At 61.3% G+C, this 26,208-nt stretch carries 22 protein-coding genes; 17 read left to right on the forward strand and 5 right to left on the reverse strand.

Features of this window, described 5'->3' with window-relative positions:
- The first annotated feature begins 6 nt into the window (after nt 1-6).
- Nucleotides 7-1,140 (forward strand): M24 family metallopeptidase, encoded by a 1,134-nt coding sequence (locus tag ACL2XF_RS25400; RefSeq protein ID WP_413727733.1) that lies wholly within the window; start codon nt 7-9, stop codon nt 1,138-1,140.
- On the opposite strand, the gene ACL2XF_RS25405 is transcribed toward ACL2XF_RS25400, so the two are convergent.
- Nucleotides 1,137-2,345, reverse strand: a complete 1,209-nt coding sequence (locus ACL2XF_RS25405; protein WP_413727734.1) for a pyridoxal phosphate-dependent aminotransferase — start codon at nt 2,343-2,345, stop codon at nt 1,137-1,139. The two genes, ACL2XF_RS25400 and ACL2XF_RS25405, sit on opposite strands and share 4 nt — an antisense overlap.
- A gap of 494 nt (nt 2,346-2,839) precedes the next feature.
- On the opposite strand from ACL2XF_RS25405, the gene ACL2XF_RS25410 reads away from it, so the two are divergent.
- The 6 genes from ACL2XF_RS25410 to ACL2XF_RS25435 all read left to right on the forward strand — a co-directional run bounded on the left by ACL2XF_RS25410 (nt 2,840) and on the right by ACL2XF_RS25435 (nt 9,851).
- On the forward strand, nt 2,840-4,543 hold the full coding sequence (locus ACL2XF_RS25410; RefSeq protein WP_413721362.1) for an ABC transporter permease subunit: 1,704 nt from the start codon (nt 2,840-2,842) through the stop codon (nt 4,541-4,543).
- A complete protein-coding gene (locus ACL2XF_RS25415; RefSeq protein ID WP_413721361.1) occupies nt 4,524-5,531 on the forward strand; it encodes an ABC transporter ATP-binding protein in 1,008 nt (335 codons plus the stop codon). Before ACL2XF_RS25410 ends, ACL2XF_RS25415 begins: the two co-directional genes overlap by 20 nt.
- A gap of 66 nt (nt 5,532-5,597) precedes the next feature.
- Nucleotides 5,598-6,545 carry a dihydrodipicolinate synthase family protein gene (locus ACL2XF_RS25420; RefSeq protein ID WP_413721360.1) on the forward strand — a complete coding sequence of 316 codons (948 nt, stop codon included), beginning with the start codon at nt 5,598-5,600 and terminating at the stop codon, nt 6,543-6,545.
- Nucleotides 6,546-6,638: 93 nt separating this feature from the next.
- Nucleotides 6,639-7,676 (forward strand): NAD(P)H-quinone oxidoreductase, encoded by a 1,038-nt coding sequence (locus ACL2XF_RS25425; RefSeq protein WP_413727735.1) that lies wholly within the window; start codon nt 6,639-6,641, stop codon nt 7,674-7,676.
- A 115-nt stretch (nt 7,677-7,791) separates the two neighbouring features.
- Nucleotides 7,792-8,514, forward strand: a complete 723-nt coding sequence (locus ACL2XF_RS25430; RefSeq protein WP_413721358.1) for a tetratricopeptide repeat protein — start codon at nt 7,792-7,794, stop codon at nt 8,512-8,514.
- A gap of 179 nt (nt 8,515-8,693) precedes the next feature.
- Nucleotides 8,694-9,851 (forward strand): MFS transporter, encoded by a 1,158-nt coding sequence (locus ACL2XF_RS25435; protein WP_413721357.1) that lies wholly within the window; start codon nt 8,694-8,696, stop codon nt 9,849-9,851.
- 43 nt (nt 9,852-9,894) lie between these two features.
- Here ACL2XF_RS25435 and ACL2XF_RS25440 read toward each other — a convergent pair whose 3' ends face one another.
- A complete protein-coding gene (locus tag ACL2XF_RS25440; protein ID WP_413727736.1) occupies nt 9,895-10,821 on the reverse strand; it encodes a LysR family transcriptional regulator in 927 nt (308 codons plus the stop codon).
- Nucleotides 10,822-10,943: 122 nt separating this feature from the next.
- Here ACL2XF_RS25440 and lysA point away from each other — a divergent pair, with 122 nt between their 5' ends.
- Nucleotides 10,944-12,206, forward strand: a complete 1,263-nt coding sequence (lysA, locus tag ACL2XF_RS25445; protein ID WP_413727737.1) for a diaminopimelate decarboxylase — start codon at nt 10,944-10,946, stop codon at nt 12,204-12,206.
- Nucleotides 12,207-12,253: 47 nt separating this feature from the next.
- Here the strand turns inward: lysA and ACL2XF_RS25450 are convergent, their stop codons facing one another.
- Together ACL2XF_RS25450 and ACL2XF_RS25455 are read right to left on the reverse strand one after the other, a co-directional pair.
- Nucleotides 12,254-13,072: a formate/nitrite transporter family protein gene (locus tag ACL2XF_RS25450; RefSeq protein ID WP_410013662.1), complete on the reverse strand. Its 819-nt coding sequence runs from the start codon at nt 13,070-13,072 to the stop codon at nt 12,254-12,256.
- A gap of 178 nt (nt 13,073-13,250) precedes the next feature.
- Nucleotides 13,251-13,574, reverse strand: coding sequence for a PTS lactose/cellobiose transporter subunit IIA (locus ACL2XF_RS25455; RefSeq protein ID WP_410013663.1), 324 nt, complete (start codon nt 13,572-13,574; stop codon nt 13,251-13,253).
- A gap of 195 nt (nt 13,575-13,769) precedes the next feature.
- Between ACL2XF_RS25455 and ACL2XF_RS25460 the strand changes: the two genes are divergently transcribed.
- The 5 genes from ACL2XF_RS25460 (at nt 13,770) to ACL2XF_RS25480 (ending at nt 18,214) form a co-directional block, all read left to right on the forward strand.
- Nucleotides 13,770-15,122, forward strand: coding sequence for a PTS sugar transporter subunit IIC (locus tag ACL2XF_RS25460; RefSeq protein ID WP_410013664.1), 1,353 nt, complete (start codon nt 13,770-13,772; stop codon nt 15,120-15,122).
- A gap of 8 nt (nt 15,123-15,130) precedes the next feature.
- Nucleotides 15,131-16,567, forward strand: coding sequence for a glycoside hydrolase family 1 protein (locus ACL2XF_RS25465; RefSeq protein WP_413727738.1), 1,437 nt, complete (start codon nt 15,131-15,133; stop codon nt 16,565-16,567).
- An 11-nt stretch (nt 16,568-16,578) separates the two neighbouring features.
- Nucleotides 16,579-16,896, forward strand: coding sequence for a PTS sugar transporter subunit IIB (locus tag ACL2XF_RS25470; RefSeq protein ID WP_410013666.1), 318 nt, complete (start codon nt 16,579-16,581; stop codon nt 16,894-16,896).
- 98 nt (nt 16,897-16,994) lie between these two features.
- Nucleotides 16,995-17,750 carry a GntR family transcriptional regulator gene (locus tag ACL2XF_RS25475; RefSeq protein WP_410013667.1) on the forward strand — a complete coding sequence of 252 codons (756 nt, stop codon included), beginning with the start codon at nt 16,995-16,997 and terminating at the stop codon, nt 17,748-17,750.
- Nucleotides 17,750-18,214, forward strand: coding sequence for a GNAT family N-acetyltransferase (locus tag ACL2XF_RS25480; RefSeq protein WP_413721350.1), 465 nt, complete (start codon nt 17,750-17,752; stop codon nt 18,212-18,214). Before ACL2XF_RS25475 ends, ACL2XF_RS25480 begins: the two co-directional genes overlap by 1 nt.
- Before the next feature lie 15 nt (nt 18,215-18,229).
- Here ACL2XF_RS25480 and galR read toward each other — a convergent pair whose 3' ends face one another.
- Nucleotides 18,230-19,231 (reverse strand): HTH-type transcriptional regulator GalR, encoded by a 1,002-nt coding sequence (gene galR / locus ACL2XF_RS25485; protein WP_410013669.1) that lies wholly within the window; start codon nt 19,229-19,231, stop codon nt 18,230-18,232.
- 204 nt (nt 19,232-19,435) lie between these two features.
- Between galR and ACL2XF_RS25490 the strand changes: the two genes are divergently transcribed.
- The 4 genes from ACL2XF_RS25490 (at nt 19,436) to lplT (ending at nt 26,195) form a co-directional block, all read left to right on the forward strand.
- Complete coding sequence (locus ACL2XF_RS25490; protein ID WP_413727739.1) at nt 19,436-21,697, forward strand: molybdopterin-dependent oxidoreductase; 2,262 nt, start codon at nt 19,436-19,438, stop codon at nt 21,695-21,697.
- Between the two features lie 410 nt (nt 21,698-22,107).
- Nucleotides 22,108-22,827, forward strand: coding sequence for a GNAT family N-acetyltransferase (locus ACL2XF_RS25495; protein ID WP_410013671.1), 720 nt, complete (start codon nt 22,108-22,110; stop codon nt 22,825-22,827).
- Between the two features lie 9 nt (nt 22,828-22,836).
- A complete protein-coding gene (gene aas, locus ACL2XF_RS25500; protein WP_413727740.1) occupies nt 22,837-24,993 on the forward strand; it encodes a bifunctional acyl-ACP--phospholipid O-acyltransferase/long-chain-fatty-acid--ACP ligase in 2,157 nt (718 codons plus the stop codon).
- Complete coding sequence (lplT, locus tag ACL2XF_RS25505) at nt 24,990-26,195, forward strand: lysophospholipid transporter LplT (protein WP_410013673.1); 1,206 nt, start codon at nt 24,990-24,992, stop codon at nt 26,193-26,195. Before aas ends, lplT begins: the two co-directional genes overlap by 4 nt.
- Nucleotides 26,196-26,208: the final 13 nt, after the last annotated feature.

Here is a 26,208-nt window from a genome sequence, read left to right on the forward strand (position 1 = left end):
GTATCAATGATGGTGGAAACCAATTACTGGTTTGAAAAAGCGGAATATGACCAACGCCTGGCGCGGGTGCGGCAACAACTGGTGGCAAAAGGCTATGATGCCCTGCTGGCGTTTATGCCGGAAAGCGTAACCTGGCTGACGGGATTCTTTACCCGCGCCTACTCGTCGTTCCAGTTTGCCATTATTCCGGCGAACGGCGATCCGACGGTGATTTGCCGTGACGTGGAAGCATATTATCTCGACAGCACCTGCCTGTTCCCCGATCGGGAGATGTGGAGCGACAGCGACGATAAAACCGCCGTCGCGGTGCAGGCGATCCGCTCGCGGCTCGGCAGTTCGCCCCGGCTGGCGGTGGAAATGGGGGCATGGCCGCTGTCGGTGGCGCGGTTTAACGGCCTCCGGGCCGGTCTGCCGGATGCGCTGATGCTCGATGAAAGCCAATTGGTTACGGAGATGCGCTTTATTAAGTCCCCGGCGGAAATCAGCTATCAACGCAGGGCGGCGCGGGCGGCCGAGGCCGGCATGGCGGCGGCGATCGGGGCGGCCAGGCCCGGCGTCAGTGAACGGGACATGGCGGCGGAAATCTGTAGCGCCATGATCCGCGCCGGCAGTGATTTGCCGGGGCCGGGGGTCATGTCGTCGGGGGAGCGTGCTTACCATTTGCACGGCGGTTACAGCGATCGGGTGCTGGCGCACGGCGATATCGTACAGATTGAAACCACGCCCAACGTACGGCATTACCATGCGCGCTTTATGCGCCCGATCCGCGTCGGCCAGGCCAGCGATGAGGACCGCCGCACGGTGGAGCAGTTGATTGCCATACAGGATGCGGCGCTGGCGGAAGTGCGGCCCGGCGTGGCGGCCACCGTGCCGGACGCGGTCTATCGCGAGGGCGTGCTGGCGGCGGGACTGCGCGAGACCTACACCAATAAAACCTTCTATTCGGTCGGCCTGCTGCTGGCGCCGAGCGGCGGCGAGCCGCTGGAAGCGGCGCCGGGCTGCGCCTGGCATTTTGTCCCGGGCATGACGTTTCATACCTATGTACTGGCGCGTGGTTTCGGCATGTCCGAAACCATCGCGATTACCGACAGCGGCCATGAGCGGTTAACCCAGTTCCCGCGCCAGTTGTTTATCAGTTAGCGCAGCCGGGCGCAGGCCTGTTTAATGCGTTCGCAGGCTTCAGACAGGCGTTGGTCGTCGAGGGCATAGGCGATGCGGATATAGGGCGACATGCCGAATGCCGCGCCTTGCAGCGTCGCCACCCGGGCGCTGCGCGCCAGATAGTCGGCCACGTCGCCATCGGTTGCCAGCAAAGCGCCGTCGGGCGCGCGTTTACCCAGCAGTCCGCAGCAGCAGGCAAAGACATAGAAGGCGCCGGGGGGAGTTTGGGCGCTGAGTCCCTCCACCTGGTCAATCATCGCCATGACTATCGCCCGCCGCGCCGCAAGCCGGGCCAGCCAGCCGGCGGTAAAATCGTCGGGCGCGGTCAGCGCGGTCAGCGCCGCCGCCTGGGATACCGAACTGGGATTGGAGGTGCTCTGCGATTGCAACACCTGCATGGCGGTAATCAGCCAGCCCGGCCCGCCTGCATAGCCCAGCCGCCAGCCGGTCATGGAGAACCCTTTTGATAACCCGTTAACCGTCAGCGTCCGATCCCGCAGGCGCGGCTCAACCGCCGCCAGCGTGGCAAACGGCTCGTCCTGGTGGCGCAGGCGTTCGTAGATATCATCAGATAGCACCAGTACCTGCGGCGCATCGACCAGCACGGCGGCCAGCGCCGCCAGTTCCTGATGGCAATAGACCGCCCCGGTGGGGTTGTTGGGGGAGTTGAGCACCAGCCAGCGGGTGCGCGGGGTAATGGCCGCCCTCAGATCCTCGGGCTGTAGCTTCCAGCCCGACGCTTCGCTACAGGCCACTATTCGCGTCTCGCCCTCGGCCAGCGCCACCATATCCGGATAGGAGACCCAATAGGGCGCCGGAATAATCACTTCATCTCCCGGCGACAGGGTGGCCATAAAGGCGTTGAAAATAAGCTGCTTGGCGCCGGTGCCGGCGATGATCTCCGCCGGCCGGTAGGATAGCCCGTTATCTCGTTGGAACTTATCGGCGATCGCCTGCCTCAGCGCCAATGTGCCGGCCACGGCGGTATATTTGGTGTCGCCGCGCACTATGGCATCGATCCCGGCTTGGCCGATGGCCGGCGGCGTGGCGAAATCCAGCTCGCCCAGGCCCAGGTTTATTACATCAAGGCCCGCTTCCTCCATGGCGCGCACGGTATCGGCTATGGCCCCGGTTGGCGAGGGGCGTACGCGTTTCATACGCCGGGCAATAAATTTTTCTGACATGTCATCCCCTTGAATAATGTGGTGCCATTAAGGTTTCTGGGCGGCGATAAAGGCCTTATCCTTTGCCCCGTTGCACCCGCCTGGGGCCTGATGCCCCATAAACGAACGCCGCCGGCTGGCGCAGGCCCCGTCTGTACCGATATCTATGCAGCTTAGAAATACCCGTACCGCCATGATATGCGGGGCGATGTTCGCTCTGCGCGCGCCGACGGGGCCGGGGAAGAATGAAATTTTCCCGACGCTGCATTTCGGGTCTGCTTCTTGCATAAGATTTCAGCGTTACTCTTGGTATACCAGAAGTATGCAAAAAGAATGCCGGACGAGGCCTTCCCCGGCAAGCATGCGCCGGCGCGGTCAAGGTTGCGTGCAAGCTGCGGAGGCAAAGTGAAAACATCATTCCTATCATGGATCAACGCGGCCGACGCTTATCGTCAAAACCGCAGTCAGCCCCAGGCTGGCGGCGGTCTGCGCAAGTTCGGCCCCATGGAGAATCTATGTCGACCATAACACTGAGCGCGGCAGGCCGGGACAAGGAGACGCGGCGTTTTTCCCGCCTGTGCCTGCTGGCCCTGCCGCTGCTGGTTTTCCTGGCGCTGTTTTTTATCTGGCCGATTCTGGGCCTGCTTAAACAGGGCTTGTACAGCCAGGGCGCGCTGTCGGCGGATAATTATCTGCGCCTGCTGCAGGTGCCGATCTACCGCATCGTGCTGCAAAACACCTTTGTCATCGCCACCGTGGTGACCGGCAGCTGCGTGATCATGAGTTATCCGCTGGCTTATCTGATGGCATCGGTCAGGCCGGCGCTGTCGAAACTGCTGTTTTTTGCCGTGCTGCTGCCGTTCTGGTCCAGCGCGCTGGTGCGCACATCGGCCTGGATCGCGCTGTTGCAGCAAAACGGGCCGCTGAATACGCTGCTTATCACCACCAGCCTTATCGATCATCCGATCGCCTTTCTCTACAACTTTACCGGTGTGCTGATCGGCATGACCCATGTATTGATGCCGTTCGTGGTATTACCGCTGTACGCTTCGTTCCGGGCGCTGGATAACTCGCTTATCCTGGCGGCCCAAGGCATGGGCGCCGATTCTATCGGCATATTCACCCGGGTGATTTTGCCGCTGACGCGCCCCGGCATGGTGGCGGGAGCCATTATCGTGTTTATGAACGCGGTGGGGTACTACATCACGCCTTCGCTGATGGGCGGCCCGGCGCAGCGCATGATTGCCGAGCTTATCTCGCACAATATCAGCGATGAGTTGAACTGGGGCATCGCCGCCGCGCTGGCGGGAGTATTGCTGGTGACCACGCTGTTCGCGCTGTGGCTGTTCAATCGCCTGTTCGGACTGGATAAACTCATGAGCGGCCAGGCGGGCAAGGGCAGCCAGATGAGCAGCGCCCGGCGGACGGGCGGCGGACGTATCGGCGCGCTGGCGGGCGTATTGTGCGCGGCGTTCCTGCTGTTGCCGATCCTGGTGGTGATCCCGATGAGCTTCGGCACCGGCAGCTTTCCGACCTTTCCGCCGCCGGAATACGGCGTCCGCTGGTATCGCAATTTCTTCCAGGATCCCAAATGGATGGCCGCGCTATGGCAAAGCGTCAAGGTCGGCGCGATGGTCACCGCCGCCTCGATGGCGCTGGGGGCCGCCGCCGCGCTGGGCGTCTATAAGATGCGCCCGGGCCGTAAAGGCTTGCTGGAAACGTTGTTTATCATCCCGATGTCGGTGCCGGCGATTATCACCGCCGTGGCGCTGTATTATCTGTGTGGTCCGCGCGGCTTGATCAGTAACTCGGTGGCGCTGGTTATCGGCCATACGGTGCTGGCCACCCCCTATGTCTATATTACCCTGCGCGCGGCGCTGCAAAGCTTTGATCCCAACCTGGAGCTGGCGGCGCTCAGCCTGGGCGCGAGTTGGCCGCGGATGTTCCGGCGGGTGATGCTGCCGGCCCTGCTGCCGGGCATCATCGGCGGGGCGGTGTTTGCGTTTATTACCTCGTTCGACGATGTGGTGATGGCGCTGTTCCTGACAACCCTGCGCAACCGCACGCTGCCAAAACTGATGTATGAGGGCTTGTCATTTGACTTCGACCCGACGGTCATTTCCGCGTCCTGCGTGCTGATCGCCGCCACCGCGCTGATTTTAATCGCCCACAGCCTGTTCGGTCGCCATGGAGAAAAGCATGCAACAGCTACAAGGTAAAGACGTCGCACTCAAGGGGATCCGCAAAACCTACGGTGGCGTCATCGCCTTGCCGAACGTGGACCTTGCGGTGCGGCGCGGCGAGTTTTGCACCTTACTGGGTGCCTCAGGCTCCGGCAAGACCACCTTACTGAAAATTATCGCCGGGTTTGAAATGCCGGATCGCGGCAGCGTGCACATCGCCGGAAAAAATGTCAGCAGCACGCCGATTGCCGATCGCAATATCGGCATGGTATTCCAGAACTACGCGCTGTTTCCGCATATGTCGGTGTTTGAAAATGTCGCCTTTCCGCTGCGCATGCGGCGCATGGCCAAAGCGGATATAGAACGCAAGGTGGCGGAGGCCCTGGCGCTGGTCAGCCTGGACGAGTACCGCGCGCGCATGCCGGGGGAACTGTCCGGCGGCCAGCAGCAGCGCACCGCGCTGGCGCGGGCGCTGGTATTCAATCCGGATATCCTGCTGATGGATGAGCCGCTGGGGGCGCTGGATAAAAACCTGCGCCAGACCATACAGCTGCAGATTAAACAACTGCACCGGGAACTGGGCCTGACCGTGGTGTTTGTCACCCACGATCAGGAGGAGGCGATGAATCTCTCCGATACCATCGTGATCATGGAAAACGGCGGCATTGTGGAGTCCGGCGCGCCGGAAACCTTGTACCGCCGGCCGGGCAGTCCTTTTGTCGCCGGATTTCTGGGGGAATGTAATTTTATCCAACAGGACGGCGGCGCCCGACTTGGCATCCGCCCGGAACATCTGCTGGTGGGCGACCCGGGCCGCCGGGCGGCGGTGCGCCACCGGGGCGAAATTCAGGCGGCGACCTTTTGCGGCATGCACTGGAAGCTGTTTATCGCCTCGCTGGGACAAACCATTATCGCCTATGCGCCGCCGGATATCCCAACCCTTGAGCGTACGCCCGGTCACATCGTCGACTGGGGGTTCCAGCCGGGGGACGCCATGGTATTTCACCAGGACCCGCGTGCCTGAGGGACCGCCCTCCGCCGCCGCGTCCTGGCGGACGAGACACATTTTATTCAGCAAGGTAGGGTAGATATGACCGATAAACTCAATGAACAGGCGCGCGGCGTCTATATCATTTCAGCCACCCCCTTTACCGATGACGGCGGGCTGGATTTGGACAGCGCCGATCGCCTGACCGATTTTTATTTGCAGCAGGGCGTCAGCGGTATCACCATTCTCGGCATGATGGGGGAGGCGCCCAAGCTGACGGACGACGAATCGCTGCTGTTTATGCGCCGGGTGCTGACGCGTGTCAATGGGCGGGTGCCGGTGGTGGTCGGCGTCAGCCACGCGTCCCACCGTCACGTACAGCGGCTAAGCCATACCGCCATGGAGCTGGGCGCCGCCGGCGTGATGCTGGCGCCGGTGGCCAATCTTAAAACCGACGATCAAATAAGCCAATATTATTTGACGGTGGCGGGATTGCTGGGGGGCGATGTGCCCATCTGCCTGCAGGATTTTCCCCAGTCCACCGGCGTGCATACGTCGGTGGCGGTTATCCTTCGCTTGATTGAGGCGCTGCCGCAGTTGGTGATGCTGAAACATGAAGATTTGCCGGGATTGCGCAAGCTGAGCCAGGTACGGGGACAAAGCGCGGCGCGCGGCCTGCGGCGCATCAGTATCCTGGCCGGCAACGGCGGTCTGTTTTTACCGCAGGAAATGCGGCGCGGCGCGGACGGGGCGATGACCGGATTCGCCTATCCGGAAATGCTGGTGCGGGTCTGCGCGCTGTTCCAGGCAGGCAAGGCCGAGCAGGCCGAGGATGTATTTGATGTCTATCTGCCGCTGCTGCGCCACGAATTCCAGTACGGCATCGGCCTGGCGCTGCGCAAGGAAACACTGCGCCGCCGGGGGGTGATCCGCAGCGCGGCGGTGCGGCAACCCGGCCCGGTGCTGGACGGCGACGATATGCGCGAACTGGGGCAGTTGATCGCACGACTTGAAACGCGATTACGCGAACATAGCACGGCGGATAGCTGAGCCGCGGCGCAAAATAGGCTAGGCTATCTTGCATCGGATCGTTAATTCTTTATCCCGACCCGGGATTGAAGACTCTGTTACAGGACGCTAGCTATGACTTTATCCACCGTTCCCGCCACCATGCAAGCCGTCAGGATTAAACAGCCCGGCGGCCCCGAACAACTGATTGCGGCCGAGCTGCCGGTACCCCGTCCCGGTCCCGGCTACCTGCTGGTCAAGGTTGCCGCGGCGGGCGTTAACCGTCCCGACGTGTTGCAGCGTAAAGGCAGTTATCCGCCGCCCGCGGGCGCCTCCGAACTGCCGGGGCTTGAGTTCGCGGGGGTCGTGGCGGCGCTGGGCGACGGCGCCGGGCGTTTTGCCGTCGGCGACGAGGTGTGCGGCCTGGTGGCCGGCGGCGGTTACGCCGAATATTGCGTGGTGCATGAAAGCAACGCGCTGCCGGTGCCGCAGGGCCTGTCGCTGCTGGAGGCCGCGGCGCTGCCGGAGACCTTTTTCACCGTTTGGGTTAACGTTTTCCGGCGCGGTAAACTCAAAGCAGGGGAGATCCTGCTGGTGCACGGCGGCACCTCCGGTATCGGCACCGTCGCCATTATGCTGGCGAAGGCCTTTGGCGCCACGGTGCTGACCACCGTCGGCTCCGAAGAGAAATGCGCGGCGGCGCGCAAGCTGGGCGCCGATCATGCCATTAACTACCGTACCGAGGATTTTGTCGCACAGACGGAACGACTGACCGGCGGGCATGGCGCGGATGTGATTGTCGATCTGATTGCCGGCGACTATGTGGCGCGTAACTATGCGGCGGCGGCGATGGACGGGCGCATCGTGCAAATCGGCGTACAGGATGGCCCGGCAAAAGAGCTCAATCTGATGAAGATGCTGGCCAAGCGCCTGATCCATACCGGCTCGACGCTGCGGCCGCGTCCGGTGGCGGACAAGGCCGCCATTGCCGCCGACTTGCAGCAGCAGGTCTGGCCGCTGCTGGCGGCGGGTAAGATCCGGCCGCTGATCGAACGGGCTTTTCCGTTGCGCCAGGCCGCCGAGGCCCATGCGCTGATGGAAGGGAGCACCCATATCGGTAAAATCATGCTGGTAACCGACGCCTATGCGGATTTACTGGACGGCAACGGCTGACCGGCGGCCGTTTTTTTCGCCCGGCGGGATTCACCTTGCCGGCTTCATCTTTACTTATCGCCGCCGGCGCTTCATTATCGCGGGAGATACGGGGCGGCAGCGATATGGGCAGGGGATGGACAGGATACTGAAAACCGGGGCGTTCGCCCTGGGATTGTATAGCGCGTTGAGCTATGCGACGCCAAAAGACGAACAGATCAAAACCGATTGCGCGCGCCTTGACGACTATGCCCAGGCGGGCAATACGGCTTATCAGCAGGGCCATATGGCGCGCGCGGCGGATGAGTTTACCGCCCAGGCCGCCTGGAGTGAATTTTGCCGTTTGCCCGCCGCGGCCATCGCGACCGCCTATAACAACGTGGCGCTGGCGCTGATCCACGCCGGCGAGCCGTTAAAGGCCGCGGCCTGGCTTTCCCTGGCGCCGGATGACGACAAAACCCGCACCAACCTGGCGCTGATCCAGCCGGTGCTTGACCGCCTGCGCCCGGCACTGGCCGCCACCCCGATGGGCACCTACTGGCGCTACGCCGGTAAAGGGGTATGGAGCACCGTTTCGGTACAGCCCGAGGGCGAGGCGTGGAAAATCAGCTTTAACGGCTTTTATATGCCGGTGATGGGGATGTACTACGGCCCGAATATGGGCGAGTTTTCGGTGGTGCAATCACTTGACGGCGGCCATGGCGTTTATCGCCAGGACGCGCAGGCGGACGGGTCGTCCTGTCAGGTCAACATGACCTTTACGGCTAATGCGGCGCACCTGGAAACCGTCTCGGGCGACTGCGGGTTCGGCATGAACGTGCGGGCGGACGGCGATTTTCAGCGGGTCTCGCTCTACTGAGCACGCAGCGGTATTGGCGCCGGCCGCGGCGCGTGTTATTTTAACAATATTATAACGATTAGCCCGGCAATCGCATTGCGGCTCCCTTGGCCGCCCCCCTCTTTTCCCTACCGTACCGTCCTCATTATCGCTACATAACCTTTCCGGCCCGCGGGCGGGATGATGTATAGGAGTCTGTTATGCCTGTTGCTCTTCTGGCCCTGGCGCTGAGCGCGTTCGCCATCGGGACGACTGAATTCGTCATTATGGGCCTGTTGCCGCAAGTGGCGGAAAGCCTGGCGGTATCGCTGCCGGACGCCGGCTGGCTTATCAGCGGTTACGCCATCGGCGTGGCGGCGGGTGCGCCCATCATGGCGATTCTGACCGCCCGGCTGCCGCGCAAAACCTGCCTGGCGCTGCTGATGGTGATATTTATTATCGGCAATGCCCTGTGCGCCTGGTCCTACGATTACGGTCTGCTGATGCTGGCCAGGGTGATCACGGCGCTGAGCCACGGCGCCTTTTTTGGCATCGGCGCGGTGGTGGCCGCCGGGCTGGTGCCGCCGCACCGGCGGGCGTCGGCGGTGGCGCTGATGTTTACCGGTTTGACCCTTGCCAATGTGCTGGGGGTGCCCGCCGGCACCTGGCTTGGGCAGCTGTACGGCTGGCGCGCGACGTTCTGGGGCGTCTCGCTCCTGGGCATCGTGGGATTTGTCGCCCTGCTGGCCAGTCTGCCGCCGCAGCGCGATGCGGCGCCCGCCGACCTGGCCCGGGAATTCGCCGCGCTGCGCAATGGCCGCCTGCTACTGTCGCTGCTGATGACGGTGTGTTTCGCCGCCGCCATGTTTACGCTGTTCAGCTATATTGCGCCGCTGTTGTTGCAGGTGACCGGGGTCAGCGATCGGGGGGTCAGCTGGACGCTGTTTTTAATCGGCGCGGGTTTAACGCTGGGCAACCTGATTGGCGGCCGTCTGGCCGACTGGCGGGTCTCCTTCAGCCTGATACTGAGTTTTGCCCTGATCGCGGTGTTCTCGGTAATGTTTTACTGGACCAGCCGCGCGCTGCTGCCGGCGGAAATCACCCTGTTCTTTTGGGCGCTGGCCACCTTCAGCACCATCCCGGCGCTGCAGATTAACGTGGTGGCGCACGGCGACGACGCGCCCAACCTGGTATCGACGCTGAATATCTCCGCGTTCAATATCGGCAATGCGTTTGGCGCCTGGGCCGGCGGCAAGGTGATCGCCACCGGGCTGGGACTGACCGCGGTGCCGCTGGCCGCGGCGGCGATGGCGCTGTGCGGGCTGCTGGTGTGCCTGCTGACCTTCGCTCGTTCTCCCGGCCGGCCGGTGGCCGCATAACGTGGCCGGCGGCGGCCCCCCCGGCGAATGAACGGGGACCGGGTTACGACTGTGCCAGCGCGGCGTCCAGCCGGGCGGGAACGGCGGCGGCAAACGTATGCAGGTAATCGATAAAATGGCTGACCAGGGCCGATGCCGGACGGTGCAGCGGCCGGATCAGGCTGACCGTGAACGGCACCTGATGACTGAAGGGGCGTAATACTACGCCGCCGGCGGCGTAATCCAGCGCGGTCAGCGGATTGACAATGGAAATGCCGACCCCGGCGCGTACCATCGCGCACACCGACGCGGCGCTATGGGTCTCCACCACCATGCCGCGCTCCACGCCTTCCTGGCTGAACAGCCGATCCAGCAGCTGGCGGTAGCTGTCGGTGGCCGACAGGCTGATATACGGCAGACGGTGAAAATCCTGCGGGGTCAGGCGCTCCCGCCGGGTCAACGGGTGTCCGGCGGGCAGCACGCACACCTCGTTAAGGGTCATCAGAGTCTCGCGCCCGGTGCCCGCGGGGGTAAAGGTATTTTCCGTCAGGCCGATATCGTGGCGCTGGGCGGAGAGCCATTCCTCCAGCAGCGGCGACTCCTGCGGCACCACGCTCAGGCTGACCGCCGGATGACGGTCGAAAAAATCCCGGCATACCAGCGGCAGCAGCGATTGGGAAAACACCGGCAGGCAGGCCACCGACAGCTGCGCCTGGCGGAACTCGCGAATGGCCTGCGCGGCGCTGACAATACGATCCAGCCCGTAATAGGAGCGCTGCACCTCTTCAAATAGGCGCAACCCTTCGCCGGTGGGTTTCAGCCGGCCTTTAATCCGCTCGAACAGCGTCATGCGCAGCAAATGCTCGAAGCGTGCCAGCTCCCGGCTGACCGTGGGCTGCGAGGTATGGAGCAGCGCCGCCGCCTCGGTAAGATTGCCGGTGGTCATCACCGCGTGAAAGATATCGATATGTCGCAACGAAATTGCCGCCATAATACCGCTCCCGGCCCCTAAACCCATATCATAGGTGAATAGCTGACGCTAAAATAGATATTTTATCGATAGCCAGTAATAGATAAAAATAGGCTCAAAGCGGTAACACCGACGGGAACCCCATGCCACATAACCTTTTTCACACCCAAAGCGCGCTTAACGCGGTCAATTTGCGGCAACTGGCCCGGCAATACGGCGGCCCGGTGTGGGCCTATGAAGCCGAAGTGATTAGCGAGCGCATCCGCCAGCTGCGGCAGTTCGACGTGATTCGTTTTGCCCAGAAGGCCTGCTCCAACATCCATATCCTGAGCCTGATGCGCGAGCAGGGGGTAAAGGTCGATGCCGTGTCCCTGGGTGAAATCGAGCGGGCGCTGGCGGCGGGCTACCGCCCGGGACAACAGCCGGCTGATATGGTGTTCACCGCCGATGTCTTTGACCGCCCGACCCTGCAACGGGTGGTGGAGCTCGCCATCCCGGTCAACGCCGGTTCGGTGGATATGCTGGAACAACTGGGGCGGCATTCGCCCGGGCATGCGGTATGGCTGCGCATTAACCCCGGCTTCGGCCACGGCCATAGCCAGAAAACCAATACCGGCGGCGAAAACAGCAAGCACGGGATCTGGTATGCCGACCTGCCGCTGGCCATCGCGCAAATCCGGCGCTACGGCTTAAAGCTCGTCGGCCTGCATATGCATATCGGATCTGGCGTGGATTATGACCATTTGCGCCAGGTCTGCGCGGCGATGGTGCGGGAAGTTATCGCCTCCGGCCAGGATGTCCACGCCATTTCCGCCGGCGGCGGGCTGTCGGTGCCGTACCGGTTTGGCGAGGAGGCGATCAACACCGGGCATTACTTTGGCCTGTGGGATGCCGCGCGCCGTGAAATCAGCGACCATCTGGGCCATCCGGTGACGCTGGAAATCGAGCCGGGGCGTTTCCTGGTGGCGGAATCCGGCGCGCTGGTGGCGCAGGTGCAGGCGATCAAGGAGATGGGCAGTCGCCATTTCGTGCTGGTGGACGCCGGTTTCAACGATCTGATGCGCCCGGCGATGTACGGCAGCTATCACCATATTTCGCTGATCCCGGCCGACGGCGGCGAGCCGGACGACCGGGCGGAAATAGCGACGGTGGTGGGCGGCCCGCTGTGCGAATCGGGGGATGTGTTTACCCAGTTGGCCGGCGGCGGCATCGAGCCGCGGCCATTGCCCGCCGCCCGGGTGGGCGATTACCTGGTGTTCCATGATACCGGCGCCTACGGCGCCTCAATGTCATCCAATTACAATACCCGCCCGCTGCTGCCCGAAGTCTTGTTCACGCAGGGCCGCCCGCGCCTGATCCGCCGCCGCCAGACGCTGGATGAGCTGCTGGCGCTGGAACGCTTGTAACCCAAAACGGCGGGGTCTTCGCCGGCGGCGCGGCGGTACCCGGGAACTCAGGCTTTGCTGCGCCCGGCCGCCGGCAACGGCGCCGCGGCCGCGGTGTCGGACGCCATGGGGCGATAGGCAATATAATAGACCAGCGCGACAAAGATGGCGCCGCCGGCGGCGTTGCCCAGGAACACGCCGGGGAAGTTGCCCCAGTACTGCGCCCAGGTCGCCTGCCCGGCAAAAATCGCCGCCGGAATCACGAACATATTGGCCACCACGTGCTGGAAGCCGAGATCGACAAACGCCATGATCGGAAACCAGATACCCAGGATCTTACTAGCCACATCCTTGCCGCTGTATGCCAGCCATACCGCCAGGCTCACCAGCCAGTTGCAGCCGATGCCGGAAATAAAGGCGTGCAGGAAATCGGCGGAAATCTTTGCCTGGGCGGTGGCCGCGGTTTTGGCCAGGAACGCGCCTTCGGTCAGGCCGAGCACGTGGCCGAAAAACCACGCAATCAAAATGCTGCCGGCAAAGTTGGCGACGGTAATCCAGAACCAGTTGCGTATCAGCGACATAAAAGAGATTTGCCGCGCCAGCCAGGCAATAGGCAGCGTCATCATATTGCCGGTCAGGAGTTCTCCTCCGGCGATAAGCGTCAGCACCAGCCCCACCGGGAACACCGCCGCCCCTAAAAAGACGCCGAACGACCCCCAGTCGGCGGGCAGGCTGGCGGTCACATGGATATCCAGCATAAAACCTATCGCGATATACGCACCGGCCAGACAGCCGAGCACCAGTAAATAGGGGAGCGGCGCGCGGCTTTTGGTGGCGCCCGTTTGCACAGCGATTGCTGCGACTTCTTTAGGAGAATGAAACGACATGGTAGTTTATATGTTAAAAGAAAGTGGTGATTCGCATCATATCCTCCCCCCGCGGCGAAGCCAACGGTTGGCCGCTAAAAGAGTGTTAAAAATTAAAACACCGTTCTGCACCGACATGGCCGCGGGCTTCAGGCCGCGCCGGCCATTCGCCGCCGGCGCGGCTTAAGGCCCGTGCGGATCAGCGCGCGGCCAGGTCCGCCAGCTCGCGGCGCAGCAGGATAAATTCCTGCGCCAGATCCTGGCACAGCATGGCGGTCATCAAATGATCCTGCGCGTGGACCATGATTAAATTGACCGGCACCTTGCCCGTTCCCTCATCCAGCCCGATAAGCCGCGTCTGGATGGCGTGGGCGCGGCGCGAGGCCTGGCGCGCCGCGTCCATCCTCTCCCGCGCCTCGTCCCAGTTGCGTTCCCGCGCCGACTGGATGGCGCTCATGCTCTCGGAACGGGCTTCGCCGGCGTTAATCAGCAATTCCATCACGGTTTGTTCAAAATCTTCCATTCGCCACCTCTATTGGTATACCAAATTTGGTAATTTCATCATATTGGAATTCCAATGTTGGCTTGTGAGAGCATGATCACAGAAAATAAATTCAGTTACGCTAGTTTTTGGTATGCCAAACCCACAATAAAACCTGCCGGCTACCGGCAAACGTGCATATCAATAGGCTTAACTCACTGATGATGAGGTGGTGTCATGTCATTTAAGGATCGTATGATCGATTCTCTGGGATCGTTTGCCACTAAATTTAATAGCTTTCGCTATATTATGGCGATCAAGGCGGCATTTATTACCTTAATGCCGGTCATCATTGTCGGCGCGTTTTCGGTGTTGATCTCCAATATGGTGCTCGATCCGGTTAACGGCCTCGCCAGTTTTAGTTTCTTCGCGCCGCTGGCGACGCTCAAGCCTATTATGAGCAGTATTAACTACGCCACCCTGAATTTTTTAACCATCGGCGCGGTATTCCTAATTGGTATTGAGCTGGGCCGGCTTAATGGGTCACGCACCTTATTTCCCGGGCTGCTGGCGGTAATTTGTTTTATCGCCGTCACGCCGACCACGCTGCAGTTAATGGTCGGCGACCAGATGATGGTGGTCAAGGACGTGCTGGCGCGGCAGTTCTCGGATACCAAGAGCCTGTTCCTCGGCATGTTTATGGCGATTTTATCGGTGGAGGTTTATTCGCGCCTGGAAAAGGTGGATAAATTCCGCATCAAGATGCCGGATACCGTGCCGCCCAATGTGTCCGCGTCTTTTACCGCCCTGATCCCGGCCATTATTACCGTGCTGCTGCTGGCGACCTTTGGGTTCGTCTTCCAGCGCGTGACCGGCATGTATCTGTACGATGCGGTATATAAGGTGGTACAGCAGCCGCTGGAATCGGTGGTGCAAAGCCTGCCGGGCATCCTGGTGCTGATGTTCGTCGCCCAGATGTTCTGGGTCATCGGCATTCACGGCAACCAAATGATTAAGCCGATTCGCGAACCTTTATTGCTCGGCGCCATTACCGTCAATATGACCGCGTTTGAACAGGGCAAGGATATTCCCAATATCATTACCATGCCGTTTTGGGATGTGTATATGAGCATCGGCGGTTCCGGCCTGACCATCGGATTATTAATGGCGGTATTGTTTACATCCAAGCGCAAGGAGATGAAAGAAATCGCTAAATTATCCCTTGGTCCCTCGGTGTTTAATATTAATGAACCGGTGATCTTCGGCATGCCGATCATGCTTAATCCGATCCTGGCCATTCCTTTTATTATTACGCCGCTGGTCACCGGCACCATCGGCTATTTCGCCACCAGCCTGGGTTTTGCCGACAAGGCGGTGGTGATGGTGCCCTGGACCACGCCGCCGCTGATTAACGCCTGGCTGTCCACCGCCGGATCGATGGGCGCGGTGATTACGCAGTTGTGCTGCATCGTGGTGTCGTTCCTGATCTATCTGCCTTTTGTCCAGGTGGCGTCGCGCCGCGCGGACCAGGCGCAGCTGGCGGCGGAAATGAGCGAAGCATCCCGCGCGCAAACCCTTAAGTCATCGTGAGGACGGACATGAGCAAGGTTAGCATCGCCATCCCGGCGGATTTTATCCTGGGCGCCGCGGCGTCCGCCTGGCAAACCGAGGGCTGGAGCGGCAAGAAGCCGGGCCAGGATTCTTATCTCGACCTGTGGTACCAGCAGGACCGCCACGTCTGGCATAACGGCTATGGTCCGGCGGTGGCCACCGATTTTATCCATCGCTACGCCGAAGACGTGGCGCTGATGAAGCAGGCCGGGCTGACGCATTACCGCACCTCGATCAACTGGTCGCGTTTCCTGGTGGATCACGAGCAGGTGATTGTCGATGAAGACTATGCGGCCTATATCGATAATTTTCTTGATGAGATGATCAGGCAGGGTATTGAGCCGATGATCTGCCTGGAGCATTACGAGCTGCCGGCCTGCCTGTTGGAACACTATGGCGGCTGGCAGTCGAAGCGGGTGGTGGAGCTGTTTGTGCGTTACGCGGAAAAAGTGTTCGCGCGTTATGCCGGCAAGGTGAAGCGCTGGTTTTCCTTTAACGAGCCGATCGTGGTGCAGACCCGGGTTTACCTGGATGCCCTGCGCTATCCCTATGAACAGAATACCCATAAATGGATGCAGTGGAACCATCATAAAATCCTCGCCACCGCCCGGCTGGTACAGTTGTTTGAAGAACAAGGCTACCGGCGCGGCGGCGGATCGCTCGGGGTTATCCTTAATCCGGAGGTGACCTATGCCCGTTCCAGCGCTCCCCATGACCAGCGGGCGGCGCATCTCTACGATCTGTTTTATAACCGGGTATTTCTCGATCCGCTGCTGCTGGGCGTCTATCCACCGGAGTTAATGGAACTGCTGCGCCACCATGGGGTCGACTGGCAGTACGACGCGCAGGAACTGGAGATTATCCGCCGTTATCCGGTGCATGAGGTGGGGATTAATCTTTATTATCCCCATCGGGTCAAGGCCCCCAGCCGCCAGTGGAATGACAATACCCCGTTCCATCCGGCATATTATTATGAGCCGTTCGAGCTGCCGGGGCGGCGGATGAATCCCTCGCGCGGCTGGGAAATCCATCCCCGGATTGTCTATGACATGGCGCAGCGGATGAACCGCGATTATCCGGATACGCCCTGGTTTATCGCCGAAAACGGCATGGGCGTTGAACATGAGGAACGCTTTAAAGACCCCGCCGGCGTGATCCAGGATGATTACCGCATCGACTTTATCGCCGAACATCTGTACTGGGCGTTAAAAGCCCGGGAGGAGGGCGCGCGCTGCCTGGGTTATATGCTCTGGGCGTTTACCGATAATGTTTCGCCGATGAACGCGTTTAAAAACCGCTATGGTCTGATTGAAATCGACCTGCAGCAACAGTTGCGCCGGCAGCCGAAAAAATCCGCCGCCTGGTTCGCCCGCTTAAGCGCTACCCGCACCCTGGCGTTAACGCTCGATGACGAAGATAAATAAGAGGAGTACCTATGAAACGTATCGTCCTGGCCTGTTCCGCGGGCATGTCCACTTCGCTGGTGGTGACCAAAATGGAAAAGGAAGCGGCCAGCCGCTCCCTGGAATACAAGATTTACGCCATCCCCGAACAAAATCTGCGCGATGAGCTGCAAACGTTCGGCAACGATATCCTGGTCGTGTTGCTGGGGCCGCAGGTGCGCTTTAAGCTTGTGGAAAACAAAAAGCTGACCGATGAATACCAGATCCCCATCGCGGTAATCGATTCGGTGGCCTATGGCACTTTAAACGGCGCGAAAGTACTCGATCAGGCCCTGGGTTTGTTACACTAGCCCGCGCGCCGGCAAACGGCAGGAAGCAAGCCTGCCGTCCTGTCGCGGGCATATCGTGTTTGAGGCTACGCGTTAACGGGCGAGGGGAAGAAGGTGTGATGTTGCAGGAAAAAAAACAGTATCAGGAAATTGGCCGGGATCTGCGGCAGAAGATCCAGTCAGGTCATTACCCGATCGGTACGCGTTTGCCCCCGGAGCGTAATATTGCGGAAACCTACGGCGTCAGCCGCACCATTATCCGCGAGGCCCTCCTGATGCTGGAGCTGGAGGGGGTGGTGGATATCCGCCAGGGTTCCGGCGTATATGTGATACGCATTCCGGGCGGGGACACCGAGGGAACCCATTACCTTGAAAGCGAGGTGGGGCCGTTTGAACTGCTGCAGGCCCGCCAGCTTCTGGAGAGCAATATCGCCGCGTTCGCCGCCAAAATGGCCACCAAAATGGACATTGAAAACCTGCGCCGGACGCTGGAGCAGGAGCAGCGCGATATCATTACCAACGAGCGCAGCGAGAATAACGATAAGCTGTTTCACGAGCTGATTGCCGGCGCCACGCAAAACCAGATGCTGCTGGAAACGGTAAAATCCATCTGGCTGCGGCAGGAATCCAGCGCGTTGTGGCAGCAGCTCTACAGCCATATAGATACGCGTTCCCTGCGGCTGCGCTGGCTGGCGGATCATCAGAATATTCTGGTGGCCCTGCGCCGGCGCGACGTGATGGCCTCCTACCAGTGCATGTGGCAGCATATGGAAAGCGTCAAAAACACCCTGATGGAAATTTCCGATGCCGATGCGCCGGAATTCGACGGCTTTTTGTTTGAATCGGTGCCCATTTTCCAGGGAAAACTGGTCTGATGCCGGTGGTGATTGCCCCGCTGGCGGACCATGCCCGGCATAAAGAACAGGTGACCGACTGGCTATGGCGCGCTTTCGGCCACGGCGCCGGCCGGGGGTTCTATGCCGCCATCGTCGACAATGGCATGCGCCGGGACGGCCTGCCGATCACCTTTATCGCCCTTGACGACGGCCGCCCGGTGGGCACCGTGGGCCTGTGGCGCAGCGATCTGTTGAGCCGCCAGGACCTCACCCCCTGGCTGGCGGCGCTGTATGTCGATGAAGCATACCGGGGGCGGGGCCTGGGACGGCAGCTGCAGGCGTTTGTGCAGGATTTCAGCCGCCGGGCCGGTTTCGGTTCCCTGTATTTGTATGCCACTTTTACCGGCTATTATGAACGCCACGGCTGGGACTATATCGGCGACGGGATCGAATATCCCGATATGCCGGTGCATCTCTATCAGCTGCGCGCGGACGCGCGGTAAATCCGCGGTCGCCGCTTAAGGCGGCGGCGCGACCGAGTGACGCCTTACCAGGGTCGGGCTGAAGGTATTGGTCACCTCCGGCAGCGGGTCCCCGTTCGCCAGCGCCAGCGCCAGCTGCGCCGCCTGGGTGGCCATCGCCACCACCGGATAGCGGATAGTGGTCAGGCGCGGTCGCAGGTAACGTGAAATCAGCACATCGTCAAAGCCGACCAGCGAGATTTGCTCCGGCACGTCGATACCGTTATCGCTGAGGACCGCCAGCGCGCCGGCAGCCATGGAATCGTTGTAACAGGCGATGGCGGTAAAATTACGCCCGCGCCCCAGCAGGCTGGTAATGGCCTGCTCGCCGCCCACCTCGTCGGGTTCGCCGTAGGCGATAAGCTTCTCATCCACCTCGATATCATGATCCTTCAGCGCATCCAGATAGCCCTGCAATCGATCGGTGCTGTCGGAAATGGGATGGCTTGAACAGATAAACGCAATGCGCCGGTGGCCCTGCTGAATCAGGTGGCGGGTGGCCAGCCAGGCGCCATAACGGTCGTCGAGGGCCACGCAGCGGCTGGCATAGGCCGGCAGAATACGGTTAATCAGCACCATGCCCGGAATATGCGCCATCAGGGCGTTAAGCTCCTCTTCGGGGATCATCTGCGCATGAACCACCAGCGCAGCGCAGCGGTGGCGGATCAACTGCTCGATGGCCTGCCGTTCCTGCTCCAGGATATGGTAGCCGTTGCCAATCAGCAGAAAGTTACCGGTGCGATAGGCTACCTGCTCCACCGCCTTGACCATGGCGCCGAAAAAAGGATCGGATACGTCCGAGACGATAAGCCCCACCGTTTCGGTGGATTGCTGCGCCAGCGCCCGGGCATTGGCGTTGGGATGATATTGCAGCTCTTCCATGGCGCCAAGCACCGCCTGGCGGGAATTGTCGCTGGCCTTCGGTGAATTATTGATAACGCGCGAGACTGTGGCGACTGATACACCCGCCAGTTTAGCTACATCCTTTATGGTGGCCATATCGCTTACAAGCTCTCAATAGGGTAATCGTTTACATTATTAAGTTTTACGGAAAAAGCCCGCCGATGCAAGGCGTTGGCGCACAGCTTTGGTGATCGCTGCGGGATAAATGAAAATTATCGCCGCGACTGATTTTCTGCTTTGTGGCGGGGGGGCGATTAATGTTAGTTTTATGTTTCAATTCCTGAACAAGACACCAATAGCATGGCTATTTCACGTTTCCCCCATCTGGCCCATTGGGGGGCGTTTACCGCAGTGGTCGAGGACGGCAGGTTAATCGGCTGCGAGCCCTTCGCCGGCGATCCGGACCCGTCGCCGCTGCTGGACTCCATCGCGCCGATGCTATACTCGGACCAGCGGATCCGCCAGCCGGCGGTGCGCCGCTCCTGGCTGCAAAAAAGGGAGCGCAGCGACGGCGCGCTGCGCGGCCGGGAAGCCTTTGTCGATGTCAGCTGGGATGTGGCGCTGGACCTGATTGCCGATGAGAACCGGCGGGTGCGCGATCGCTACGGCGCGTCCGGCATTTTTACCGGCTCCTACGGCTGGTCTTCCGCCGGCCGTGTCCATCATGCCCGCTCGCTGGTCAGGCGCTTTTATTTTGCCGGCGGCGGGGCGGTAGACCAGGCGGGCAACTACAGCTGGGGCGCCGCGCAGTTTTTCCTGCCGCATGTCATCGGCACCTTCAGTCCGTTAACCGGGCGCGTCACCGCCTGGCCCAGCGTGATTGCGCACTGCCAGCTGTTTATCGCCTTTGGCGGCCTGGCGCTGAAGAATGCCCAGGTTTCGTCGGGCGGCGCGGCCGAGCACACGCTGAAACCCTGGCTTAAGCAACTGGCGGCTAAAGGCACGCCGGTTATCAATATCAGTCCGACCCGTGATGATTGCCCGGCGTTCCTCCAGGCGGAGTGGATCCCCATCCGGCCGAACACCGACGTGGCGCTGATGCTGGCGCTGGCCTATGAAATCCAGCGCCTCGGCGCGCAGGATGACGCCTTTCTGGCCCGCTATTGCGTCGGATATCAACAGCTGGCCGGCTATCTGCGCGGGCAGGATGACGGCATCGGCAAAACGCCGGCCTGGGCCAGCGCCATTACCGGCATACCCGAGGCGCGCATTGCACGCCTGGCGCGCCAGCTTATCGGCGTGCGCAGTTTTATGACCTGTTCTTATGCCGTCCAGCGGGCGCACCGGGGCGAACAACCCTATTGGATGGTGATTGCCCTGTCCGCCATGCTGGGCCAGGTTGGCCTGCCGGGGGGCGGTTTTGCCTTCGGCCACGGTTCGATGAACGGCGTGGGCAATCCGCGCCTGGACGCCCAGGCGCCGACCCTGCCGCTGGGGCCGAACGCCGCCGCCGGCCTGACCATTCCCGTGGCGCGCATCGCCGATATGCTGCTCAATCCCGGCGGACATTACACCTTTCAGGGCGAGGACCGGCGCTATCCGGATATCCATATGATCCACTGGGCGGGCGGCAATCCCTTCCATCACCATCAGCAGCTTAACCGCCTGCTGGCGGGCTGGAGCAAACCCGATACCGTGGTGGTGCAGGATATCTGGTGGACGCCGGCGGCGAAGCTTGCCGATATCGTCCTGCCGGCGACCACCTCCCTTGAGCGCAACGATATCGGCGGGTCTTCGCGCGACAGTTACGTGCTGGCGATGCATAAGGCCGTGGAGCCGCGGCACCAGGCGCGTAACGATATGGATATCTTCGCCGATCTGGCCGATCGCCTGGGCTATCGCGCGGCATTTACCGGCGGACGGGACGAACAGGACTGGATAGAGCATCTCTACCGCCAAAGCGCCGAGTCCCACGCCCGCGCCGGCCATGCGTGGCCGGCGTTCGCGCAGTTCTGGCGGGAAGGCCATATCAAGGTGCCCGCGCCCGCGCAGGATTTTATCTTGCTGGGGGATTTTCGCCGCGACCCGCTCGCGCATCCGCTGAAAACGCCGAGCGGGCGCATCGAGCTGTTCAGCGCCGCCATCGCCGGTTTTGGTTATGCCGATTTCGCCCCGCATCCGCAATGGCAGCCGCCGGCGGAATGGCTGGGCAGCGCGCTGGCCGCAACCTATCCGCTGCATTTGATTAGCCTGCAGCCTAAAGATCGGCTGCATAGCCAGCTTGATCCCGCGCCCCTGGCCCAGGGAAATAAAACCGCCGGCAAGGAGACGCTCCATATTCATCCCGATGATGCCCGCCGCCGCGGCATCCAGGACGGCGAAATAGTGGAGGTGTATAATCAGCGCGGCCGGATCCTGGCGGGCGCCAGGCATAACGACGGGGTGGCGCCCGGCGTTATCCTCATGGCCACCGGCTCCTGGTTTTCGCCGGGGCGGCAGGGCGATGAGGCCGGTATTGAACAGTCCGGCAATCCCAATGCGCTGACGCTGGATATCGGCACCTCGCCGCTGACCCAGGGCCCCAACGCCATGGGTTGCCTGGTGGAAGTGCGCAGGCGGTAAGGCTGAACGCCGTCGCCGCCGCCGGCCGTGACCAGCCGCGACCGCATTGTTTTAGACGGTCCGGGCGATAACCTGGCCGAATGGAATCAATGATGGGGTAAATTTTACAGTTGGTTTCATTTCGAGCGGTAATCTTGCGATTATGCGGTAGTGTAATCGGGTGACGGACTATAGAGTAGGTACTCCCAGAGGTATTGATTGGTGAGAAATCAGCATACTCTGTATGTTGAAACCATTTCAGTTGCACCAACCTACGCGGATGCGTAGGTTTTTTTTTGCCCGCGCTTTTCAGTTCCCGCCGCACGCTATTGTTATTCCGGACTTTATGTATGACCGCTTTTAGGTTGTAATACCTTTTGTGCGCCGCTTTTTTTTTCTCTTCACCGGTTACCAGGCAAAAGGACCAGATTATGCAACAGGCAACGTTGGTAAATGAATACGGCCAGCCTATCGGCGCCCGGCTTGCGGACTGGCAGTCCCGTCCGCTGCCGCAAAAAATTACCCTGGCCGGGCGTTTTTGTCGCCTGGAGCCGCTGGCGTTAACCCATAGCCCGGCGCTGTTCAGCGCCTGGCACAGTATCGCCGACGAACGCGACTGGACCTACTTTTCCCGCCGCCGGCCGGCGACCCCCGCCGCGTGCGATGCCCTGATCGCCGCCAATGCGGCCAGCGGCGATCCGCTGTTTTACGCGGTCATCGACCAGGCCACCGGGCTGGCGGCGGGCTCGGTGGCGCTGATGCGCATCGACCCGGCCAACGGCGTGCTGGAAATCGGCTGGGTTAACTGGTCGCCGCTGATGAAACGATCGCCCTGCGGCACCGAAGCCATCAGCCTGCTGCTAAGCTATAGCTTTGACACCCTGGGTTACCGGCGCTGCGAATGGAAATGCCATAGCCTGAACCAGCCTTCCAACCAGGCGGCCCGCCGGCTGGGGTTTCAATACGAGGGCACCTTCCGCCAGGCGGTGGTGGCCAAAGGACACAATCGCGATACCTGTTGGTATTCCATTATCGACAGCGAATGGCCGGCCGTCGGCCGGGCGTTGCGCGCCTGGCTGGATAGCGATAATTTTAGCGCCGAAGGCAGGCAAAAGCGGCCGCTGGCGGATTTCAGGTCCGCAAACCAATAAGGAGATGGTATGCTTTTTTCCGTGTTGCGCCGGCTGTTCCGGCTGCTTTATCGGGTGGAACTGGTTGGCGATACGCGGGTATTGCAGCAGCCGAAGATCATGATTACCCCGAATCATGTCTCGTTTATGGACGGTATTCTGCTGGCGCTGTTTTTGCCGGTAAAACCGGTATTCGCCATTTATTCCACGATTACCGACGTATGGTATATGCGCGTGGTAAAACGTTATGTGGATATCCTGCCGCTCGACCCCACCAAGCCGCTCAGTATTAAACAGCTTATCAAGTATGTCGGCAGCGGCCGGCCGATTGTGGTCTTCCCCGAGGGGCGCATTTCGGTCACCGGGTCGCTGATGAAAATCTACGATGGGGCGGCGTTCGTTGCGTCCCGTTCGGGCGCAACGGTGGTGCCGGTCTGGCTGGATGGGCCGGAACTGACGCCGTTCAGCCGCATGGGCGGCATCATCAAGCGCCACTGGTTTCCCAAAATCACCCTTCATCTGCAGGCCCCGGTGTCCCTGCCGATGCCCGCGGCGCCCAGGGCGCGCGATCGCCGCCGGCTGGCCGGCGAGAACCTGCATCGCATCATGATGGAGGCGCGCATGGCCTCCCGGCCCCGGCAGACGTTGTATCAGGCGCTGCTGGCGGCGGCCCGGCGCTATGGCGTCGGCAAGCCCTGCATCGAGGATATCGCCTTCAGTCCGGACAGTTATCGCGGATTATTGAAAAAAATCTTCGGCGTCAGCCGGATTCTCGAACGTTTTACCGCCCGCGGCGAGCATGTCGGCCTGCTGCTGCCCAACGCCACCATTACCGCCGCCGTTATCCTCGGCGCCGGTCTGCGCGGACGCATTCCCGCGTTGCTGAACTATACCTCCGGCGCCAGCGGCATCAACAACGCGCTTAAAGCCGCCACCATCAATACTATCGTCACTTCCCGCCAGTTCCTGGACAAAGCCAAGCTGGCCGGCCTGCCGGAACAGGTCACCGGGGCGCGCTGGGTCTATCTGGAGGATCTGAAAGATCAGGTGACGCTGCGGGATAAGCTGTGGATCCTTGGGCATTTACTGTTCCCGGACCGGGCCGAGGTGGCGCAACAGCCCGGCGACAGCGCGCTGGTGCTGTTTACCTCCGGCTCGGAAGGCACGCCGAAAGGCGTGGTCCATTCCCATGACGGCATCCTGGCCAATATCGAGCAAATCCGCACGGTGGCCGATTTCACCCCGCGTGACAAATTTATGTCGGCGCTGCCGCTGTTCCATGCGTTCGGCCTCACCGTCGGTTTGCTGACCCCGCTGCTCACCGGGGCGCGGGTGCTGCTTTATCCGAGCCCGCTGCATTATCGCATTATTCCCGAGCTGGTTTACGACCAGAACTGTACCGTGCTGTTCGGCACCTCCACCTTCCTGGCGCAGTACGGCCGTCTGGCCCACCAGTATGATTTCGCCCGGGTGCGTTATGTGGTCGCCGGGGCGGAAAAATTGTCCGAAAACACCCGCTTGCTGTGGCAGGAAAAGTTCGGCATCCGCATTCTGGAGGGGTATGGCGTCACGGAATGCGCGCCGGTGGTGGCGATCAATGTTCCGCTGGCGGCGAAGCCTCATACCGTCGGCCAGATCCTGCCGGGCATGCAGGCGCGGATCATCGCGGTGCCGGGCATTGAACAAGGCGGGCGGCTGCAGCTGCGCGGGCCCAATATCATGCGCGGCTACCTGCGGGTGGAACATCCCGGCATCCTGGAAACGCCGGCGGCCTACAACGAACAGGGGGTGCGCGAAGAGGGCTGGTACGACACCGGCGATATCGTCACCCTGGACGCCCAGGGATTTTGCGCCATCCAGGGCCGGGTAAAACGCTTTGCCAAGCTGGCCGGCGAAATGGTGTCCCTGGAAAGCGTCGAGCAACTGGCCCTGAAGGTATCGCCGGACGCACGGCACGGCGCATCCGCCAAAAACGATAAAGCCAAGGGCGAGGGCCTGGTGCTGTTTACCACCGATGCCGCGCTGACGCGGGAGAAGCTGTTCCAGCAGGCCCGGCAGGACGGTATTGCCGAAATCTACGTGCCGCGGGATATCCGCCACCTCGACGCGCTGCCGTTGCTCGGCAGCGGCAAGCCCGATTATGTAGCCTTGAAAAAAATGGCGGAAGCCACGGAGCCACAGGGATGAACCCATCTGTAACCACTCCGGCGGGCGTATTATCCCGACCGATGCTGGCGGTCATGTCCGCGCAGTTTTTTTCCGCGTTTGGCGATAATGCGCTGCTGTTCGCCACCATTGCATTGATCAAGGAACAGCAATATCCGGCGTGGAGCCAGCCGGTGCTGCAAATGTTGTTTGTCGCCGCCTATATCGTGCTGGCGCCCTTTGTCGGCCAATTCGCCGACAATTTCGCCAAGGGCCGGGTGATGATGGCGGCTAATTCCCTGAAGCTTGCCGGCGCGCTGCTTATCTGTTTCGGTTTTAATCCGTTTATCGGTTATTGCCTGGTGGGGATTGGCGCGGCGGCCTACTCGCCGGCCAAATACGGCATTCTGGGCGAATTGACCCAGGGCGGGCAATTGGTCAAGGCCAACGGCCTGATCGAAGCCTCGACCATTGCCGCCATCCTGACCGGTTCCGTGGCCGGCGGGGTACTGGCCGACTGGCATCTGATCACGGCGCTGGCGGTCTGCGCCCTGACCTATGGCGTGGCGGTGGCGGCCAATCTGTTTATCCCGCGCCTGCCCGCGGCGCGCAAGGACAGCTCCTGGCATCCGGCGCGCATGGCGGGCCATTTCGGCACCGCCTGCCGCCTGCTCTGGCGCGACGGCTACACCCGCTTTTCCCTGATCGGCACCAGCCTGTTCTGGGGCGCCGGGGTGACCCTGCGTTTCCTGCTGGTGCTCTGGGTGCCGGTGGCGCTGGGCATTAACGATAACGCCACGCCGACCACCCTCAACGCCATGGTGGCGGTGGGCATCGTGTTCGGCGCCGGCGCCGCGGCCAGGCTGGTCACGCTTGAGACGGTACGGCGCTGCATGCCGGCGGGCATCCTGATGGGCGTGGTGGTGGTGGCGCTTTGCCTGCAACACCATTTGTTGCCGTCGTATCTGCTGCTGGCGCTGATCGGTATCCTGGGCGGCTTTTTTATCGTGCCGTTAAATGCGCTGCTGCAACAGCGCGGCAAGGAGAGCGTAGGCGCGGGCAATGCCATCGCGGTGCAGAATTTCGGCGAGAATATCGCCATGCTGCTGATGCTGGGGCTGTATTCGCTGGTGGTCAGGCTTGGCGTGCCGGCCGTGATTATCGGGGTGGGCTTCGGCGTCGTATTCGCGCTGGCGATTGCCTTGCTGTGGCTGACCACCCGCGCCGGCAAAACCGCCGGCTGAAGCCGTGGCGACA

Source organism: Sodalis sp. RH19, from assembly GCF_047324215.1.
Classification (GTDB): domain Bacteria; phylum Pseudomonadota; class Gammaproteobacteria; order Enterobacterales; family Enterobacteriaceae; genus Acerihabitans.